This is a genomic window from Ulvibacterium marinum, assembly GCF_003626755.1.
Taxonomy (GTDB): domain Bacteria; phylum Bacteroidota; class Bacteroidia; order Flavobacteriales; family Flavobacteriaceae; genus Ulvibacterium; species Ulvibacterium marinum.
Genome location: NZ_RBCJ01000005.1, coordinates 241,641 through 259,916 on the forward strand (window position 1 = coordinate 241,641; position 18,276 = coordinate 259,916).

The following is an 18,276-nucleotide window of genomic DNA, read 5'->3' on the forward strand; positions in this document are numbered from 1 at the left end:
TGGAAAACTTGTATTACTAGGTTAGGACCTATTTATTTTCACCTTCTTAACTTTAAGTCTTTATGACAGCCTTTTGGAAGTCAATGGGCCATGGCACTAACATTAGAGTTAGCAATTCCAAACAACGAATAACACCACTATTGATTATGAAGACTACCTTACCCCTGGTTTCAATTGTTTTATTCCTTTTTTCATCCGCATTTGCCCAAGTTTCCTTTCCGCTGTCCGTGAGTAAAAATGGAAGGCACCTTATCGATACGGATTCAGTACCTTTTTTTTACCAAGCGGATACCCCTTGGCACCTTTTTTTCGATTTGAAACCGGTAGACGCGGAATACTATATTAAAAGACGAAAAGAACAGGGGTTCAATGCCTTGCAGATCATGTTAACGGGATCAAAGGGCCAATTGGATTTTAACGGGGAAAGTCCATGGCTGGGAGACCGTGATTTTTCCAGACCTAACGAAAAATTTTTCGAAAGAGTGGATGCCGTTTTAGAAATTGCCAAAAACCATAACATGTATATAGCCATTGTACCATTGTGGTCAGGTTGTTGTAGGGGTGATATGGCCGGAAATGATGTCGACGGCAATCCATTGCCCATGATGGTCAATGGTGTCAAAAAGACGTATGAGTTCGGTAAATGGCTTGGAAACCGTTATGGTAAGTATCTGAATATCATGTGGATCATTGGGGGAGACAACGACCCTTTCAATGCTATCGAGGAATATGGAGCCTTGGTCAAAGGGTTAATGGAAACAACCACCGATCAATTATTTACATACCATGCCGCTAGCACGCATTCCAGTACCGATGTATATCCCGGCGCAAATTGGTTGGATGTAAGTATGATTTACACCTATTTTCGAGGGTTTAACAAAGCATGGAACAAAATCCAACCAGACGTATATGAAGTTGCCTATGATGAGTACAGGAAGAACAAAATGCCTTTCTTTTTGGGAGAAAGCAATTATGAACGAGAACACGATGATTGGGGAAATCCGACACAGATCCGTAAACAGGCCTATTGGGCGGCTTTAAGTGGTTCTGCAGGTCACGCCTACGGTAGTGTAAATTGGAAAATTCCCAAAAATTGGAAAGAGGTTCTAGAACTTGAAGGGGCCCTAAGTCTTATTCATCTGGCCAACCTGATGGAACATGTTGGTTTTGAAACCTTGGAACCGGATTGGTTGGGGACCCTCCTCGAGGATTCGGCAGGTGAATATGCCTCTAACAACTACGCCATTTCAGCTTTTACAAAAGAGCGGACCAGCGCTGTGATTTACGTCCCATCAAAAAGGCGGTTAAAACTAAATAGTACCTCATTGAGTCGGCCCATAAACTCTTTAAAATGGTACAATCCCAGAACCGGAGAGCAAAGCAATATTTTGTCGAGGAAAGGTTTCATAGTTCCACCTAGTGAGGAAGATTGGGTCTTGCTTGTCAATTATTAGTTTTTTGTCCAATACCTCCATAGGCACTTTCGGAAATAGCATAAATCCAGATTTTCAAATAAATGCGTTTTATGTCCGGACATAACAAAACGCCTAGAACGAATACTTGGCCCTAAAACAGGATTTTTAATGTCCAATCTTGTCGAGGTATACTCTATTTAGGTGACGGATTTTGGACAATCGGCGAGCTTTGGGAAAGCTGTTTGAAAACCGTTTGCCATAAGATCCTGCCGCATACCATTGTTGCAATCAAAAACTTACGAATCGGATTGCCTTGTTCTTTCTTAATGAAGTCTAAATGTCAGCTAATTTTTGTGTATCTTGATATTAAGATGGAATTGGTGATACGACATTTTTTTAAGCGCTAAGGGTCACATGCCTAAGATGACATCAAGAAGAAGTTTTATACAAAGAATTACAGCGGCCGGAAGCGTACCCTTTCTTTACGGATTTTCTTCGCGGCTCCCAAGGTCAAAGGGGAAAGACCCTTCACGTTATGACAAAATAGATAAAGCCTTGGCCCTGCCAGTACTCAAAACAAATTTTTTTGATGGGCCCGTACGTATTGCGAACGTAACACTTTGGGAACATGAAAATTCCTTTATATGTAAGGTTAACTCGTCCGATGGGGCAGAGGGACTCAGTATTTCCAATAACCTGAGAATGGATTATCTCTATCCTATCTTCACAAAAAGAATTGCACCCTTTTTTATTGGGAAAGATGCATTAGATCTAGATAGATTAATAGAAGACGTCTACAAATACAAGAGCAATTACAAATTCCAAAGCTATGCCCTATGGGTGCCAGTAGCGACGGTAGAGTTCGCTATATTGGACATGTTGGGGAAACGTATCGGGAAACCCATAGGGAAGCTGATAGGTAAAATTCACAACCCGGAACCGAGAGTGTATTTGCCTACGAGATTCCGACATCTTTCCCCTGAAAAATCAATAGCGGAAACCAAAAGGATTTTGGACGCCACAGGATACAACGCAGTTAAGTTTAAAATTGGTGGGAAAATGGGCGGGAATTCGGAAAAAGTAAAGGGCAGGTCTGAACGGATTATCGCCATGGCACGAAAGGAACTTGGAGATGCTATGTGGCTAGGTGTTGATGCCAATGGCGGGTATGATGTGAAAGAGGCCATCCGTATAGGAAATATCTTGGAAGATTACGATTATGCAATGTACGAAGAACCTCTGCCTTTTGATTGGTACCACGCGACCCAGGAAGTGGCCGATGCCCTAAAAGTTCCGATCGCGGGGGGTGAGCAGGAAGCGAGTATGCGAAACTTTCGCTGGATGTTGGGTGATGACATTTTACAGATAGTACGACCAGATATGTTTTATTTCGGAGGTATGATCAGGTCCATCAAAGTGGCACGTATGGCAGATGCGGTAGGGGTCAGGTGCATACCCCATTTGAGCGGATCGGGTGTCGGATATCTGTATGCCATGCACTTTTTATCGGCCATTCCAAATGGGGGCGCATATAACCCATGTACAAAAAATACGAACGATCCCATTGTGCCCGTGTATTCGGATTCATCATCCCTGAATGTTGAAAATGGGAAGTTTAAGGTTCCCACAGGGGCCGGGTTGGGTGTTGAAATCGACCCTGGTTTTTTAAAGAAACACAAGGTTATCAATTGAGGCCCGTTCGCTCAAAACCTAAAACTTAGGTAACCTAAGTTATGTAGGGCTTAGGCCATTTTAGTGCTTCAGGAAATCAATAGCTTCACCGGCACAGGTCAATCCGTTAGGTATATTCTCTACTTCTACGATCCACATACTGTCCGCTGCCGCGTTGGAGGCCAAAATTTTTTGAATGGGCATAATACCTTGTCCCGGGCAGCTGATAGAACCGTCCCTGGCCATATCCTTTAGATGAAAAAGGGGTATGCGGCGTTTGTAAGCGTTGATATACTCTATTACCGAACCGCCCCCCTTTTTAAACCAGTAGGTATCCAATTGTAGTTGTACCAATTCCGGGTCGGTGTTGTCCATGATGATGTCAAAAGGTCGTCTTCCATCCTTAAGGGTCTTGAATTCAAAATTGTGGGGATGCCAGCAAAATTGGAATCCCCGATCTTTTATTCTTTTCCCCAATCCGTTTAAACGTTCCACGGTTTCAAAAGTTCTCTTTTCATCAATTTGGTCATTGCCTACCATCCATGGATAATAGCATATGATGTATTGATGCTCTAAGGTTTCGGCAATCTCCACATAACGGGCAAAGTCCTTTTTTAATTCACCCATTGAAGATCCGTGGCCAATTCCCTTCAATCCAATACCCTTTAAGGTTTTTGCATAAGATTTTAACGAATCCCCATAAAATCCGCCTTCTACATAGCGATACCCCATTTCCTTCAATGCCCGTAACGTAGCTTCGAAATCGTGGGCCATGGCATCCTTGACGGTATTTAGGATAATACCGAACCGCTTTGATGGAACCGTTGCCAAACAACCTACAACACTGGGGGCGAGCACCAAGGAAGCTGTTCCCAATCCTAGTTTTTTTGAAAATCGACGTCTGTTCATTTGATATCCATTTCTAGGTAATCGACCATGCACGGCCAACCGATTCAACCGGAATACAGCCCTCATAATCCCCGGGCACCGGAAGATAGGAGAGTACGTTTTCCCCGATTTCTTTTGAGGCATAGTAACCCATCATTAGTATTTTTTTGAAAATTCTCAAGAAGGAATACGTGTAGAAGTTCTCTTTTTCTTCTTTACCTTCCGGGACGCCTCCATCCAAAAGTTGGGTTATGGTTGGCTGCTTGTCCTTGGGTACGCCATAAAGGGTATGCAATACTTTTGAATAATCCATGGTACCTCCATCAATTATGGGCTTTTGGGTAATTTTCTCGAATTTTGAACGTAGTGCCTTTACACCTTTTCGGAATAGTTCCTGATCTTCCGAACCGGATACTTTCCCCATAAATACATCTACAAAAATATGCGCCCCAACATCTTTGGCTCCCGGCGTTTGGGTGCGAGGTAAAAAAGCCTCCCCTAACTGTGCCACCAGGTTCGCGTCTTTTTGTTCGAAAAACATGGGTTCCCAAAAGGGTTCGCTCTTTTTTGCCTCACAGGACAAGAGCAAACCGGTTACCGTGCCCGGGGTCAAGGTATATCCCAGTGCCGCGCATAAGGACTGTATTGCCTTCCTTCTTTTCATAATTACAGTATACGGTTTCTAAATTGTTTTATGGCATAGCTCGCAGCACGTGCCGTTAAGGCCATATAGGTCAATGAGGGGTTCTGACAGGCAGATGAGGTCATACAAGCACCATCTGTTAGAAAAACATTGGGCACGGCATGTATTTGATTGAATGCGTTCAACACCGAGGTTTTGGGGTCACGACCCATTCTTGCCGTACCCATTTCATGAATACCCAGACCAATATTCGTGATTTTGCAGTTTGACCCCACATTTTTGGCTCCCACTGCTTCCAACATTTCCGCGGCCATCACCGCGGCATCCTCACACATCTTTTTTTCGTTTTCCTTGAACTCCGCATCAAAGGTGATGGTAGGCTGATCCCATTTATCCAACATATCATAATTGAGGTACATCCGATTTTCATGATAGGGAAGACATTCCACAAAACCGCCCATGCCTATTCCCCAAGGTCCCGGTTCTAGAAGGTTGTCCTTGAAATCGCCCCCAAATCCGAAATCATTTTGCCCTCTTTGCCAACCTGATCGCTTTGCCCCGCCCTGATAGCCGTAGCCTCGAATAAATTTATCGGTGACAGTATTTTTGTTTGTATTCCGAAAACGGGGTACGTAAAAGCCTCCTGGTTTTCTCCCCTTATAATACTTGTCCTCGAATCCTTCCATGGTACCACCCGCCCCGGCTCCCATGGCATGATCCATGACATTATGGCCCAACTCTCCGGAATCGTTGCCCATACCATCAGGAAAACGGTCTGATCTTGAATTCAACAATATAGCGGCTGAAGCCATTGCCGAGGCATTCAGAAAAATTATCCTGGCATAATAGTCTATTTGATCTTTGGTCTCGGTGTCGATGACCCTAACCCCGATTGCTCTTTTTAAATCGGCATCATAAAGTACTTGTGACACGATGGAGTTAGGCCTAAAAGTCATATTTCCCGTAGCTTCGGCATAGGGCAGAGTTGCCGACTGGCTGCTGAACGAGGCACCAAACGGACAACCACGGTCACATCTGTGCCGGCTCATACATTTGCCTCGGTGGTCCTTCGGTTCGGTAATGTTGGCAGTTCGCGTAGTAATTAGATAGCGGTCCGGAAATGTTGCCTCAATCCGCTCCTTCGCATGTTGCTCCACACAATTCAGTTCAAACGGCGGCATAAACTCGCCATCGGGCAAATGGGGGATTCCATCCCGATTTCCTGCAATACCCGCATGCTTTTCCACATAGGAGTACCAAGGGGCGATATCCTTGTAGCGGATGGGCCAATCAACACCATGTCCGTCCCTTTTATTGGCCTCAAAATCAAGGTCGCTTAGGCGAAAACATTTTCTCCCCCAGATGAGGGAACGACCCCCTACCTGATATCCACGGATCCAGTCGAACGGTTTGTCCTCGTTATAGGGGTTCTCTAGATCATTGACAAAGAAATGGGCCGTTTCTTTTCTTCGCCCGGCACCAGAGCGAGACTGTTTGGGCTTGCTTTTCAATTCTTCCTGGGTGAGGTTGCCTTTGCACTCCATGTCCCATTGGTCATCGTTCATTGTTGGGTAATCTTGAATATGGCGTACATTCCTTCCACGCTCCAGAACTAAAGTCCTTAGCCCTCCCTCGCAGAGCTCCTTCGCCGCCCAGCCACCTGAAACCCCTGTTCCTACAACTATGGCATCGTAGGTTACTTCCCCGCGGAATTTTGTGTTAATATGTATCATTATAATTCTAATCAGTTGGATTAGGGTCGATAAAATTGAAGCCCCCGCTATTTTCTAGGAACTGCAAACTGTCGTTTTGCGACACGATAATAAATCGTTTTGGTATCCTTTTACCATGGACATTGTTCAAGATATCTATTTTACGGGCTTCCCCGCCAAAGTAAAAGCCACTTTCCGACATACGGACCACTTTAAACCCTCCATTCTTTTGCCCCAACATACAGATCCCGTTACCGGCATCATAATTTCCCGTCAATACTTCGGTACCGTAAAAGTTACCGACCCCCAAGACATCAGGAAAAACATCTTTATTGAGATCGGTAATTTCAAAATCCAAGATAGGCGCCCACTGTGCCTCAATGGGAAATGCATGAAACCTAAATTGACAGCCCCCCAGATTCTCAATGAAACCAGAGGCCAACTCCATAGCCTCCCAAACTTTTGCTCCCTTGATGTCCGCTTTCCCAAATATACCATGAAAAGGAGTTTCACCATATGTTTTGTAGTCCTTTACACGTTGGCGTAATACAGGTAATTGTTTGGTCAATGTATTTCTAGGGTGTACAATGTATTCCTCACCTTGATTGTAATAGGTCATTATGGCCTCAATGGTACCATTATTGTCGTAGTCCTTTGCATAAATCCTTAAAGGTTCTTTCCTATTCGCTTTAAAAGGGTTATTAAGTCCCCAATTACCCAGCAAAAAATCTAGATCTCCATCGTTGTCCAGGTCGGCAACCGCTATACAATTCCACCAACCATTGGATGCCTCAAGACCGTTAGGGCCTTTTTGCTTTTTTAAGACCCCTTTTTTGTTATAATACATGTCGATCGGCATCCATTCACCGACCAGCACTAAATCGTCCCAGCCATCTTTGTCGATATCCGCTATCGCTGCGGAGGTAACCATCCCTGGATATAGGAGCTCCCTGGAGTGCGACTTCGTCACATCTTTGAAATTACCTTTGCCGTCGTTCTGCAGCAAATAGGAACGGGGAGATTCCGGATAGGCGTTCGGCCGTACCCTCCCCCCTATGAAAAGATCTAAATCCCCATCCCTATCATAGTCCAGGGGAGCAACGGTAGCGGTAATCTCCTTGATTTTCGGTAAAGCACTCTTCCTATACTTGAAAGCACCCCTCCCGTCGTTGAAATAAAAACGATCTTGTAAAAGGTCTGCCCTTGAAAAGTGTTCCGAAGTGCCGCTAGCGCAATATAGATCAAGGTCGCCATCACCGTCGGCATCGAACAGCACCAATTCCGTATCCTCAAACTCCTTGTTGATTTCATCAAAACTTTTGGATTCCGTAAAGTTTCCGCTTTCGTCACCAAAATAAATTCGGCCGCTTTCCCCTGCGGCACCCCCGACTATAATATCATCCATATAATCGCCATTGATATCGCCGGTAGTTATCGCCGGGCCAAGTTTGTCGTAAGATCTAAAGTGCAAGGGCCAATGGTCAAAATCATTAAAGCCATTTTCCTTATGCACGTACGAAATTCCATTGACAGGGACCCTGTGAAATACGGTTTCGGTCAGAGGGTTTACTCTTGAAGTTTCCCGTTTGGGCATATGCCCTACGGGTATCAAAAGCTCCTGATTTACCTGAACATCTTTCAAAACGGACAACGAATCCGTTGGCCACATGATTTTTAACGAATCTACCTTTCCGGCGTTTTTGAGACCAAAATGAACAGCAGGCCCTACTGAAGAAAGATAGCCCCGTGACGGATAATATTCCGAAAATTGTCTTTCCCCATTAGCATAAAGGTAGATTTTGGCCCCTAAGGCCCTGTGTTGCGGTGTGAAACGTAATTTCAAGAAATTATTCCGGATTTTTTCCTTTTGAATCGTGGTATTCTCGAAGACAAAAGCAGGGTCGTTTATATTGTTGACGATTATATCGAGATCTCCATCCACATCAAGATCTGCGTATACCGCACCGTTGGAGAACGATGGCCGTTGCAGCCCGGAAAGTTCAGTTTTGTCGATAAAGATCAGTTCCCCTGAATTCCTGAAAAAGCGATTGGACTTTTTGACCCCTTTCATCGCGTTCAATTGCTCCACCAGTTTTTTCCGTTTGGTCTCTTTTGTTCCGAATATACTTCCCTTGTTATAGTTATCCACAAAATCCAGATCGGTAATCTCCTTTACATAGCCATTGGTAACATATAGGTCCCGATGGCCATCATTGTCAAAATCCGCAATTAAAGGCGACCAGCTCCAATCGGTAGCGGAGATACCGGCCAAATAACCTATTTCACTAAAAGTCCTATTTCCGTTATTAAGTTGTAATACGTTGCGCACATATTGTTGCTGATATCCTTTGGATAAAACATTTTTTGAATTGTTAAAGGCTATATCGGGAAACATAGTCTTATGCCTTAGGTTATCCTCTGGGAGCATATCCAAAACCACAATATCCGGGGCGGCGTCATTGTTCAGGTCGGCCACATCAATACCCATACTGTTATGGCTTTGATGTCTTATGTAGCTTCCAATTTTATTGCTGAAGGTACCATCCGTGTTGTTAATGTATAGAATATCATTGGACAAAAAATCATTGGCGACATATAGGTCTGGGAAGTTATCCCCATTAAAATCCGATACGGCCACACCCAAACTCCAACCCTCTATGAGTATGCCTGCTTCCCTGGAAACATCGGTAAAATAAGGTAGTCCATTTTGAAGGCCTTCGTTGCGATAGAGTTTATCTGTGCTTTTGCCGCTGCCATCCTTACGTTGACCTAGGGGGATATTTTTCTGATAGTCCTCCAATGCATTGTGAATAATAAAGAGATCTAGATCATTGTCCTTGTCATAATCCAGCCAAGCGGCCTGCATAGCATAGATGGAATCCTTCAAACCCATTTCCAGGGACTTTTCTTCAAACCGAACCCCATCGTCCCCGGTCGTAACGTTGATAAAGAAGTAGTTTCCTTGTGATGCCTTATCGGTGTTGGATCCCGTGGCAACATGTATATCGGGCCGGCCGTCTTGATTAATATCGATAATAGATACCCCGGTACACCAATCATCGGTGGATATTCCAGCAGATTCCGTGATGTCCTCGAATTTTAAGTTGCCCTTGTTCAAATACAGTTTTGAGGAGGTCATATTTCCGGAAAAGAAGATATCCGGTAATCCATCCAAATTAAAGTCACCGATTCCTACGCCACCACCATTATAAAAGTAGTCGTAATCCATAACGTTCAGACTATCGTTTCCAATTACAATGTTGTTGAAGTCGATCCCACTTGTTTCAGGAGGAATGAAATTGAAAAGAGTGCCATCCTTTTCCGAACAAGAGTACAAGGTCGATGCAAATACAACAATAATTAGAACAAACCGCATTTACTTGGGCATCTAAAAGGGACGGACACTAAAAGTGTCCATCCCAAATTCAACAAACTAACTAAAACAACTTTCTTAGTACCCCTCATTTTGGTTTAAATTCGGGCTTTGAATTACTTCGTTTTCAGGTAACGGGAAATAGACATTAAACGGCTGAAAATTGAATGTGGGGTCAGGAGAACTGAAGTCCCAGTTCGTTAAATCGATCTCGCCCGCTATATGTCTCCTTCTTAAATCGTGCCATCTATGACCTTCTTCTGCCGCCAGCTCCAATCTTCTCTCGTTAAAAATGAGTTCCAACGCTTCATCCGCTGTTGCAGGAACAGTCAAATCAGCAGGAACTGCGGACGGTGTTTCGGCAGAATTACGGGCCCTTTCGCGAACTTGGTTTACCAAAGCGATGGCATCGGATAGACTACCACCGGTGCGCACTATGGCTTCTGCATTTAAAAGTAAGGCATCCGCATATCGTAGAATACGTGTATTGTTCGCAGATAGCTGGTTTGGGTTTGCCCCAGGTATCTCCTCATCTGTACTTACATACTTACGTACATTTTGATTTTCATCCGCTGGATCAAAAGCCAAATTCAATCTAGGATCCCCAGTTTCATAAGCGTTTAACAAAGAGGGAGTGGCCAAATATGTAGTTCCAGCAACGAAAGTGCCTATGTAGTAACCATAATACGCGTTTATTTCGCCAATGGCCGCAAATTCTGGATCGTCGGTAGCAATTGGCAGCCAACCGTTTAGGTTGCCAACATTGTCTTCTGCTTGCAATTCAAAAAGCGATTCTGCATTATTTTCCTTCTGAACATCAAAATTATCAATATAATTGGGCATCAAGCTTACCGAATTTATACTATTAAAAACATTTATGGCTTCCGTAAAATCTGCATTGTCATTCTTGACGGTTCCACGAAATACCAATATTTTTTGAAGCAGTCCACGCGCGGAATTTTTCGTTGCTCGCCCAACGTTTTCTTCATCCCAAGCTTCCGGAAGGCCACTAATAGCTTCCCTTAAATCCAGTACAGCCTGATCAAGGAGTTCAGTTCCAGTAGTATTGGGTGGAAAGGCATCCTCCAAAACCGTAATCCGTTCTGTTACCAAGGGCGCCGTGCCAAATGTATTCCATAACCTAAAATTTACATAAGAACGTAGAAACAGTGCTTCCCCTCTGTGTACTTCTTTTAGATCTGGCTCAATGGAATAGGCAAACTCTCCATTTTCCTCTATCTTCGTTAATAGAGTATTTGCACGCGCCAACAATTCGTAGGAGTACTGATAGATGTCACCTACAATACCATTATTTCCGTCCAAAGCCTCGAAATTCTCAAAAGGACCGCTACCTGTTCTTGTAAGGTCATCGGAAGGGAGAAGATCTGCTCTGTGTACGTAAGCCTGTGCGTTCCATTGATAAAAAAAACCTAATTTTTGATAAACCCCAAAAACGGCCTGTTGCATCTGTGCTTCACTTTGAAAGAAATCTGCCTCGGTTTCACCGATTGGATTTAAATCGATAGTATCATCGTTACAGGACAATGCCAGCAACATTGCCCCACTAATCATATAATTTGTTATTCTCTTCATCTTTTGCTAATATTTTTAATTAAAAACCAATATTCAAGCCCATTGTAAAGGTAAATGGCGTGGTGTCATCTTCAGGGTCTAGACCGGAATAGGGCGTGATAACGAAGACGTTTGTCAGTGTCGTATAAATACGTAAGTTGGAAGCCCTGAGCTGTTCAAGTATTTGTGGTTTGAACGAATATCCAAATTGAAGATTCTGCAATCTAAAGAAATCCGCATCTTCAATCCAGCGATCAGAGAACCGATTATTGCCCGATGGGTCACCAGAGACTACCCTTGGTTGGGTGGTTGAAGGATTACTAGGTGTCCAACTATCCAACAAAGTAGCGAAGTAGTTAGTGGATCCTGGAGTGTTCACGGATTCTCCTACTTGTTTCTCCTGATTATATCGTTGTACGTCCCCAACGCCACGGAAAGTTAACCTCAAATCAAATCCTTTATAGTCCAAACCTAGGTTGAGACCATAATAGTATCCGGGGATTGTCTTTCCTAAATACGTTCTGTCAAGTCCATTAATAGTTCCGTCAGCACCTTCGCTGCGGTAGGCAAATTCACCATCGGCCTCGGTCGGCTCTCCAAATAGGTCTTTAAACCGGTAGTCCCCGGGTGCCAACTGTCCAGTATTGCCAGGATCTTCAATTTCTGCCAGATAGGCATCTACTTCTGCATCGTTCTGTAATATACCATCGGTTTGATAACCATAGATATAACCGATTGGGAATCCTATTTCTATTCGTTCTTCCTGTGTCCCCTGTGGATTATTGTTAAAAAGACTGGTTACGTTATTTTCCACAGTCGTAAAATTAAACCCTGCGCTGAAGCCCAGTGCTCCAAACTGGTCATTATAATTGAAGTCAAATTCAAAACCCGAGTTTTCGACAGTAGCCAGATTTACCACAGGCTGCGTTAATGCACCTATAACCTGTGGAATATTGATCGCTTGAAGGATATCTTCGGTCTTTCTATCGTAATATTCCGCCGTAAGGCTCACTTTATTATTGAACAAGGTCGCATCCAGCCCAAAATTGGTGCTGGTTACGGTCTCCCAAGTCGTATCAATTATAGGAAAATCGCCTAATACCGCTCCGGAATTTAAGTTGCCATTTCCTGTCGGGTAAGAAGGCCCTGGATTTACTAAAGATAGATATGCAAAGTCCCTAGTCTCTTGATTACCGGTTTGACCCCAACCCGCCCTAAACTTTAAATCGTTCAACCAAGTAACATTTTCCAAAAACTTTTCGGAAGATACACGCCATGCTATGCCAACGGCCGGAAAAGTTCCATATTTAAAGCCCTCTGCAAATTTGGAGGAGCCATCGCGGCGTATAGTACCGTCTATGTAGTATTTACTGTCATAATTATAGCTTACCCTACCTAAATACCCTATAAGGCCCGATTCATTTCTGTTAAGTGCTGCTACTTTATTCTCCGCTGCCAAAGCCGTTTCAATTCTTCGTTGATCAAAAGAAGTAAGCCCGGTATTGATTGCATCAATGTTAAGGATGTCCCATTTTGCCTTTTGGTCCATAAAATTGAAGGTTAAATCAATATTATGATTTCCGAAACTCTTGTTGTATCCTGCCAAAAATTCGGTGGTAAGATTAAAGTTTTTGGTCTCTCTTCTACTGACCCTGGTACTACTTGGGTCTAGTTCACCGTCTCTAAACAGGCCAGATTCCGCCAATCTAAATTGGTCTCTTTGGTTCGTAAAATAGTCAACACTGATCGTTCCCCTCAAACGAAAACCCTCAAATGGTTTTAGTTCCACATAGGCCGAACCTAGATTACGGACAAGTGTCGATTCTTGCTGCCAAAAATCAGCATAACCAAAGTAGTTGGCTGTTGTTCCCGGACCATATCCTTGTTCAACGAAACTTCCGTCAATGTCTCTTCCGATCTCTTGGTAGCCATTTAAACCATTTGGATTTAAAAAGGGCTGCCAAGGTGCCGCTAAAGATAGTCTTCTGAACAAGTCACCATTGAACACCTGTTCATCAGGACTTTCGGTAATTGCCAATCGATAAGATTCACCAATGGTCAACCAATCGGTTATTTTGTGATCCGAATTAATACTCATGGAGTACCTTTTGAAAGAGGTGTCAAAAAGCACATCTTCTTGACCGGCATAACCTGCACTAAAAGCGAAATTACTTTTTTCAGATCCACCAGTTACGGACACATTGTATTCTTGTAATACTGCAGTATTACGCAGCCCTCTTTCAAGCCAATCAAAGGTGGGGCTGTCTCCCAAATATTCTGCAGACGCTGGGTCAAACAGTATCCCGAAGTCTTCATCGTCCCTAGATTCGGATATACTATTGTCCCACGCCTGGTTGGCAATAGCAGCATATTGCTGCGTGTTCAAGGTGTTGTACCGCTTATTTAATTGTGAAATACCGTACCGCTGTGTGAAATTGATGTTGGTTTTACCAGACCTGCCTCGTTTTGTTTCGATTAGGATAACCCCGTTGGAAGCCCTAACCCCGTAAATTGCCGTGGCAGAAGCATCTTTTAGAACTGAGATGGATTCGATGTCGTTCGGATTTATAAGGTTTAGAATATTTACTCCTCCCCGATTATCCTGATCGCGATCGTTGGTGGACGCAGCACCCCCTTCTATAACAGGAACCCCGTCTATAACGTATAGCGGGTCATTGAACCCTAAGGTTGATACCCCTCGGATCCGAACATCGGGTCGGCTATTAGGATTGGAGCCTGGGTTAGATATGAAAACCCCTGGCAACTTTCCTTGAATTGCGAATTCAGCACTTGAATTTACCTGATCGGCAAAATCATCGGAGTCTATTGTAGAAATAGCACCTGTAATATCTTTTTTCTTTCTAGAACCATATCCAATGACTACTACTTCTTCGAGTCCTTGGTTATTTTCCTCCATTGCCACATCAATAACTTGCTGTTCCCCGACCGGAATTTCCTTGGTATCAAACCCTAAGTAGCTGAAAACCAAAATCGACTCACTGTTTTCAACGGTAATAGTGTAGTTTCCATCAAAATCAGAGGCCACCCCATTATTGGTATTCCTTTCCAGGATATTGACCCCCCCAATAGGCATTCCATTGTTATCGGTCACCGTACCGCTTACCGTTATTCCCTGAACATCGGTTGTTTCGGAAATTTGAATATCCGTATCGCCGGGTACCGGATCGGGGCCCTTTCCGGGTTTGAGGATTATCTGCTTTTTTTTCACGGAATAGTCCACGGAACCATTAGGAAACAACAACTCCAATATATCGGCAATCGAGGTATCCCGTACATCAATGGAAGTCTCCCTGGCTACATCGACCTCCGATGTGATATAGAAAAACCTGAATTTGCTCTCGGACTCTATTTTGATCAAAATGCTTTCGACAGAGGTATTTTGCATCGATAGGGTCAGCTTCTTGTTCTGGGCATACGAACCGGCATGTACATGAAATAGCGCCAGTGTAAAGAACAGAACCGAAAGCTTCATTTTTAGATTTTTTTTGAAGATGTTTCTCAGGAATCTGAAAAACAAAGTGTTTTTTTCCATAATTTTAAAGGATTTTGATTAGTTAATTGTGTTGACTTTCGAAATCAATTTATATCAGAGGTACGTTGCCGCGTACCTCTGATTTTTTTGGTATTAAGGTGCTGTGATTATTATTTCATTGGCTTCAATTTTATATTCGAATCCTGCGGTCTCCTTAAAAACATCCATAAGGTCCAAAATGGTTTCGTCATTGAACCTACCCCTGAACTTGAGGTCGTTCAACCGCCCATATTCGTTTTTAATGGTGACGTTATACTTGCGCTCTATTTTCTGGATTATTTCAGGAAAGGGCTGATTGTTGAAAGATAACTCTCCTTGTAACCATCGTATGTAATCATTGGCATTTACCTCGCTGATACCAATTTCGTTTTCCAAAAACACGGCCTTTTGCCCGGGAATCATCAGTTGTGGTTTGGTCCTTGTTGTTTTATCGCTTATGGAGACGCTACCTTCCATCAGCACCGTATAGTTTTTATTGCCCTCATAGGAATTGGCAACGAACCGGGTGCCCAATACGGCAACTTTCATATCACCTGCATGAACAAAAAAGGGTTGTTGTTTACGCTTGGTCACTTCAAAATAGGCTTCGCCGTCAAGAAAGACTTCCCTTTCGCTTCCTTCAATAAACTGTTCGGGAAATCGCAGGGATGTTCCGGAATTTAGATGTACCACGGTACCGTCCGAAAGTTCCAATTGAAACTTTTTTCCATAGGGCACCATTATTTCATTATATGTCGGTTCGGAAACATCTTCTGATGAATTATACACCAATCGCGTGCCGCTTTGTGTAGCTATGATTTTTCCATTTTTGTTTTTTACAGGTTGTTTCCCCAAAATGTTCAGCTTTTGTCCGGTATGGTCCCCGATTTTCAGAACAACTGCGTTTTCTTCTATTTGCAAAACTTCTCTATTATTATCCACTTCATTCGTACTATAGAAAAAATAGAGGGCCGAACTTATAAAAAGCACAATTGCCGCAGCATATTTCAATAGGGGGAAAACGGGTGTATGTCTCTCCTCCTTTTCGATACCGGACCTTACCCTGTTCCAAACCTTGTCTTTTGAAACCTCCAGAGTTTCCAGCTTATCGGCATCATAATTCGATTCTTTCTTCTGATACGACTCCAAAAATTTTTCGAGCAATGCTATTTCCTCATCGGTGCATTCATTTCTGATGTACTTGTCTAAAAGCGCTTTGATCTCCTTGTTGTCCATTAAATCCCTTTTGTAAAATTGATTAAAAAGAAACCCCTATGTAGTATTAAGTAACCAAATTTGCAAAATGGTACACGTTAGGGCTAAAAAAAATCGTACAAAGGGTTATCGGCTTATATTCGATCTATTACCAAGTGGTCGCCAAAATTTAATATCACATTTGACCTCTTCCAGTTATAGTGGATAATTATCGCCGTATTTAGCTCAAAAAAGGGAAGTTTAGAAGTAGTACAGGTATAATCAATTCTTCCTGTTGTAGGCTGTATCGAATAATTCCGATTGCCTTCGAAATCTGATTCTTTACTGCCTGCATAGAAATATCCAAGGCAGTTGCAATCTCCTTGTTCGATTTATGTTGATATCTACTTAAGACAAAAATCTGTTGACATCGACCGGGAAGTTTGCCCACACAATCCTGTATGATTTCTTCCAACTCGGAGTATTCCAAATCACGTGATATATTCATGGAAAGGTCAATGATGTTAAATCGGGTAAGGTCTTCCTGGGAGAGTTTATTACTTCTAAGGTGGTTAAAAATCTGATACTTCACCGCCCTGAATAAATAGGACTGCAAATTGGATATATTTACATCCCTACGCTTTACCCAAAGGTCCGTAAAAATGTTCTGAACGATATCCTCAATTATCTCACGCTTTTTTAGAACATTGAGGCCATATACCAACATTTTGCCGGAATAGGTCTTATAGATTTCCTCAAACGCATCGATATCGTCCAAAGCGATTCTACGTAGCAATTCTTGAGTATTCGATATTCTTAACATTGGGTCAATGAAGAGTTGGCAATAAATTTAAAAAAAAATTATGGATTTCGAAATGTAGACAGGTATCCATGTTTTCAAGAAGCAGGTATTTGAAAATTGAAAGTACTAGAATTAATCCCTATGGGAGTCCTACAGATCAATTAAGCTATTGTCCATGTTTATCCCCTTGCCAATATGGGGAAAAGATATTTTCACCAAGGAGTTTGCAGCATGAAGGACCATATAGCCGATCAATTGATTTCGCAAAGCACCATTGCACATGGTAAGGAAACTTACACAAGTGGTGAAATGACGATCGGGAATAAAACCTATCCCATGTCTGAAAACGTTAAATCCCATACTCAGAAAGAGCTCTTCAACCATAGTTTCTGCAATTCTTCCTTATCCGAGATTTTAAAAATATAAGATTTAACTGAATGGCCTCCAACGGTAATCCCTATGATTTCTGGTGGGTTGAAATTCGGCAAATTTCGAACCGTAAAATCGAGCTTTAGTAAAAATAAGAATTGTTCTTTCTCTTAACCAACAAGACAGCTTTACCATAGCCCTTGTTGTATGGCGTATTTACTTTTTTATCAGATTATTTAATGCTTTTCTTATTCCGTCAGAGTTATTGTTGTCCGTAACTATTGTGGCATATTTCTTAACCTCTTCAGGTGCATTACCCATTGCAATACTGGTCCTTGCCAACAAAAACATATCAATATCATTGAAGTTATCCCCAATTGTAATGATTTCATCTGCTGTAATATCCAATACCTTAATAATCCCTTCGATGCCTCGACTTTTTGAGGCACTATTATTCATTATTTCTAAATAAGTCGGTTTTGATTTGTGAATATTTAAATAATCAAAGCCAATATTCTTCAAGTGGGTTTCTACATTACTTATTTCAAATGGTTGCCCCATAAGGAGTAATTTATTGGCATAAAAGTTAGAAGAGATAAGCAAATCAAAATCAATTTTAGTTACTTTGGCGTGGGTGATTTGAACCTCTTGTTTAATCCAATAATCAATTTGGTTTGTGTACCAATCATGATGTTTATATAAACTAATGTTGATATTAAAATTTTTGACCTCATTGATTATTTGCATAATCTCCATTGCACCGATAACTTCTTCATGTAATACCATATTATTTTGCATAATCAAGGCTCCATTAAAGCAAATAATAGGATTTTCGGTAACGCCTAATTCATTATAGTACGGCAAAGAAGCCCCAGGAGGTCTTGCGGTAACAATAGAGATTAGTATGCCCTGCTTATTTAATTTACCTAATACTTCTTTTGTTCCTGACGAAATAATTAGTTCATCTGTTAGAAGCGTTCCGTCAACATCAATAAAAATTGCTTTATACTTCATTAATAATCATTTGATTTTTTTGTACGTCGTACAACATGAGAATTTAGTTATTAAATAATTTAGGAATATATCCTCATTGATTATATCCTGT

General features: G+C 42.3%; 12 protein-coding genes. 3 read left to right on the forward strand and 9 right to left on the reverse strand.

Annotated elements, in window-relative coordinates; translation table 11 throughout:
• Positions 1-62: 62 nt before the first annotated feature.
• Entirely contained in the window at positions 63-1,454 is a 1,392-nt protein-coding gene (locus D7Z94_RS22335; RefSeq protein WP_120713853.1) for an apiosidase-like domain-containing protein, read from the forward strand.
• Between the two features lie 384 nt (positions 1,455-1,838).
• Positions 1,839-3,107 (forward strand): mandelate racemase/muconate lactonizing enzyme family protein, encoded by a 1,269-nt coding sequence (locus tag D7Z94_RS22340; RefSeq protein ID WP_120713854.1) that lies wholly within the window; start codon positions 1,839-1,841, stop codon positions 3,105-3,107.
• Positions 3,108-3,167: 60 nt separating this feature from the next.
• On the opposite strand, the gene D7Z94_RS22345 is transcribed toward D7Z94_RS22340, so the two are convergent.
• The 8 genes from D7Z94_RS22345 to D7Z94_RS22380 all read right to left on the reverse strand — a co-directional run bounded on the left by D7Z94_RS22345 (position 3,168) and on the right by D7Z94_RS22380 (position 16,823).
• Positions 3,168-3,995, reverse strand: a complete 828-nt coding sequence (locus D7Z94_RS22345; protein WP_158594708.1) for a sugar phosphate isomerase/epimerase family protein — start codon at positions 3,993-3,995, stop codon at positions 3,168-3,170.
• Between the two features lie 13 nt (positions 3,996-4,008).
• Entirely contained in the window at positions 4,009-4,638 is a 630-nt protein-coding gene (locus D7Z94_RS22350; protein ID WP_120713856.1) for a gluconate 2-dehydrogenase subunit 3 family protein, read from the reverse strand.
• A 2-nt stretch (positions 4,639-4,640) separates the two neighbouring features.
• On the reverse strand, positions 4,641-6,350 hold the full coding sequence (locus D7Z94_RS22355; protein WP_120713857.1) for a GMC oxidoreductase: 1,710 nt from the start codon (positions 6,348-6,350) through the stop codon (positions 4,641-4,643).
• A 7-nt stretch (positions 6,351-6,357) separates the two neighbouring features.
• The gene (locus D7Z94_RS22360) at positions 6,358-9,705 is read right to left on the reverse strand and encodes a VCBS repeat-containing protein (protein WP_120713858.1); all 3,348 of its coding nucleotides are present in this window, start codon (positions 9,703-9,705) and stop codon (positions 6,358-6,360) included.
• A gap of 75 nt (positions 9,706-9,780) precedes the next feature.
• On the reverse strand, positions 9,781-11,295 hold the full coding sequence (locus D7Z94_RS22365; RefSeq protein WP_120713859.1) for a RagB/SusD family nutrient uptake outer membrane protein: 1,515 nt from the start codon (positions 11,293-11,295) through the stop codon (positions 9,781-9,783).
• A gap of 19 nt (positions 11,296-11,314) precedes the next feature.
• Positions 11,315-14,767 (reverse strand): SusC/RagA family TonB-linked outer membrane protein, encoded by a 3,453-nt coding sequence (locus D7Z94_RS22370; protein ID WP_158594709.1) that lies wholly within the window; start codon positions 14,765-14,767, stop codon positions 11,315-11,317.
• Positions 14,768-14,920: 153 nt separating this feature from the next.
• The gene (locus D7Z94_RS22375; protein WP_120713861.1) at positions 14,921-16,042 is read right to left on the reverse strand and encodes a FecR family protein; all 1,122 of its coding nucleotides are present in this window, start codon (positions 16,040-16,042) and stop codon (positions 14,921-14,923) included.
• Between the two features lie 199 nt (positions 16,043-16,241).
• On the reverse strand, positions 16,242-16,823 hold the full coding sequence (locus D7Z94_RS22380; RefSeq protein ID WP_120713862.1) for an RNA polymerase sigma-70 factor: 582 nt from the start codon (positions 16,821-16,823) through the stop codon (positions 16,242-16,244).
• Between the two features lie 210 nt (positions 16,824-17,033).
• Here D7Z94_RS22380 and D7Z94_RS25560 point away from each other — a divergent pair, with 210 nt between their 5' ends.
• Positions 17,034-17,228 (forward strand): hypothetical protein, encoded by a 195-nt coding sequence (locus D7Z94_RS25560; protein ID WP_147415968.1) that lies wholly within the window; start codon positions 17,034-17,036, stop codon positions 17,226-17,228.
• Between the two features lie 159 nt (positions 17,229-17,387).
• Here the strand turns inward: D7Z94_RS25560 and D7Z94_RS22390 are convergent, their stop codons facing one another.
• Positions 17,388-18,185 (reverse strand): Cof-type HAD-IIB family hydrolase, encoded by a 798-nt coding sequence (locus tag D7Z94_RS22390; protein WP_120713864.1) that lies wholly within the window; start codon positions 18,183-18,185, stop codon positions 17,388-17,390.
• Positions 18,186-18,276 lie beyond the last annotated feature (91 nt).

Excerpts from the sequence above, each read along its gene's own strand:
- D7Z94_RS22390 (WP_120713864.1), bottom strand. The coding sequence starts at position 18,185 with ATGAAGTATAAAGCAATTTTTATTGATGTTGACGGAACGCTTCTAACA.
- D7Z94_RS22350 (WP_120713856.1), bottom strand. The coding sequence starts at position 4,638 with ATGAAAAGAAGGAAGGCAATACAGTCCTTATGCGCGGCACTGGGATAT.
- D7Z94_RS22355 (WP_120713857.1), bottom strand. The coding sequence starts at position 6,350 with ATGATACATATTAACACAAAATTCCGCGGGGAAGTAACCTACGATGCC.
- D7Z94_RS22340 (WP_120713854.1), top strand. The coding sequence starts at position 1,839 with ATGACATCAAGAAGAAGTTTTATACAAAGAATTACAGCGGCCGGAAGC.
- D7Z94_RS22335 (WP_120713853.1), top strand. The coding sequence starts at position 63 with ATGACAGCCTTTTGGAAGTCAATGGGCCATGGCACTAACATTAGAGTT.
- D7Z94_RS22380 (WP_120713862.1), bottom strand. The coding sequence starts at position 16,823 with ATGTTAAGAATATCGAATACTCAAGAATTGCTACGTAGAATCGCTTTG.
- D7Z94_RS22375 (WP_120713861.1), bottom strand. The coding sequence starts at position 16,042 with ATGGACAACAAGGAGATCAAAGCGCTTTTAGACAAGTACATCAGAAAT.
- D7Z94_RS22360 (WP_120713858.1), bottom strand. The coding sequence starts at position 9,705 with ATGCGGTTTGTTCTAATTATTGTTGTATTTGCATCGACCTTGTACTCT.
- D7Z94_RS22365 (WP_120713859.1), bottom strand. The coding sequence starts at position 11,295 with ATGAAGAGAATAACAAATTATATGATTAGTGGGGCAATGTTGCTGGCA.
- D7Z94_RS22345 (WP_158594708.1), bottom strand. The coding sequence starts at position 3,995 with ATGAACAGACGTCGATTTTCAAAAAAACTAGGATTGGGAACAGCTTCC.
- D7Z94_RS22370 (WP_158594709.1), bottom strand. The coding sequence starts at position 14,767 with ATGAAGCTTTCGGTTCTGTTCTTTACACTGGCGCTATTTCATGTACAT.
- D7Z94_RS25560 (WP_147415968.1), top strand. The coding sequence starts at position 17,034 with ATGAAGGACCATATAGCCGATCAATTGATTTCGCAAAGCACCATTGCA.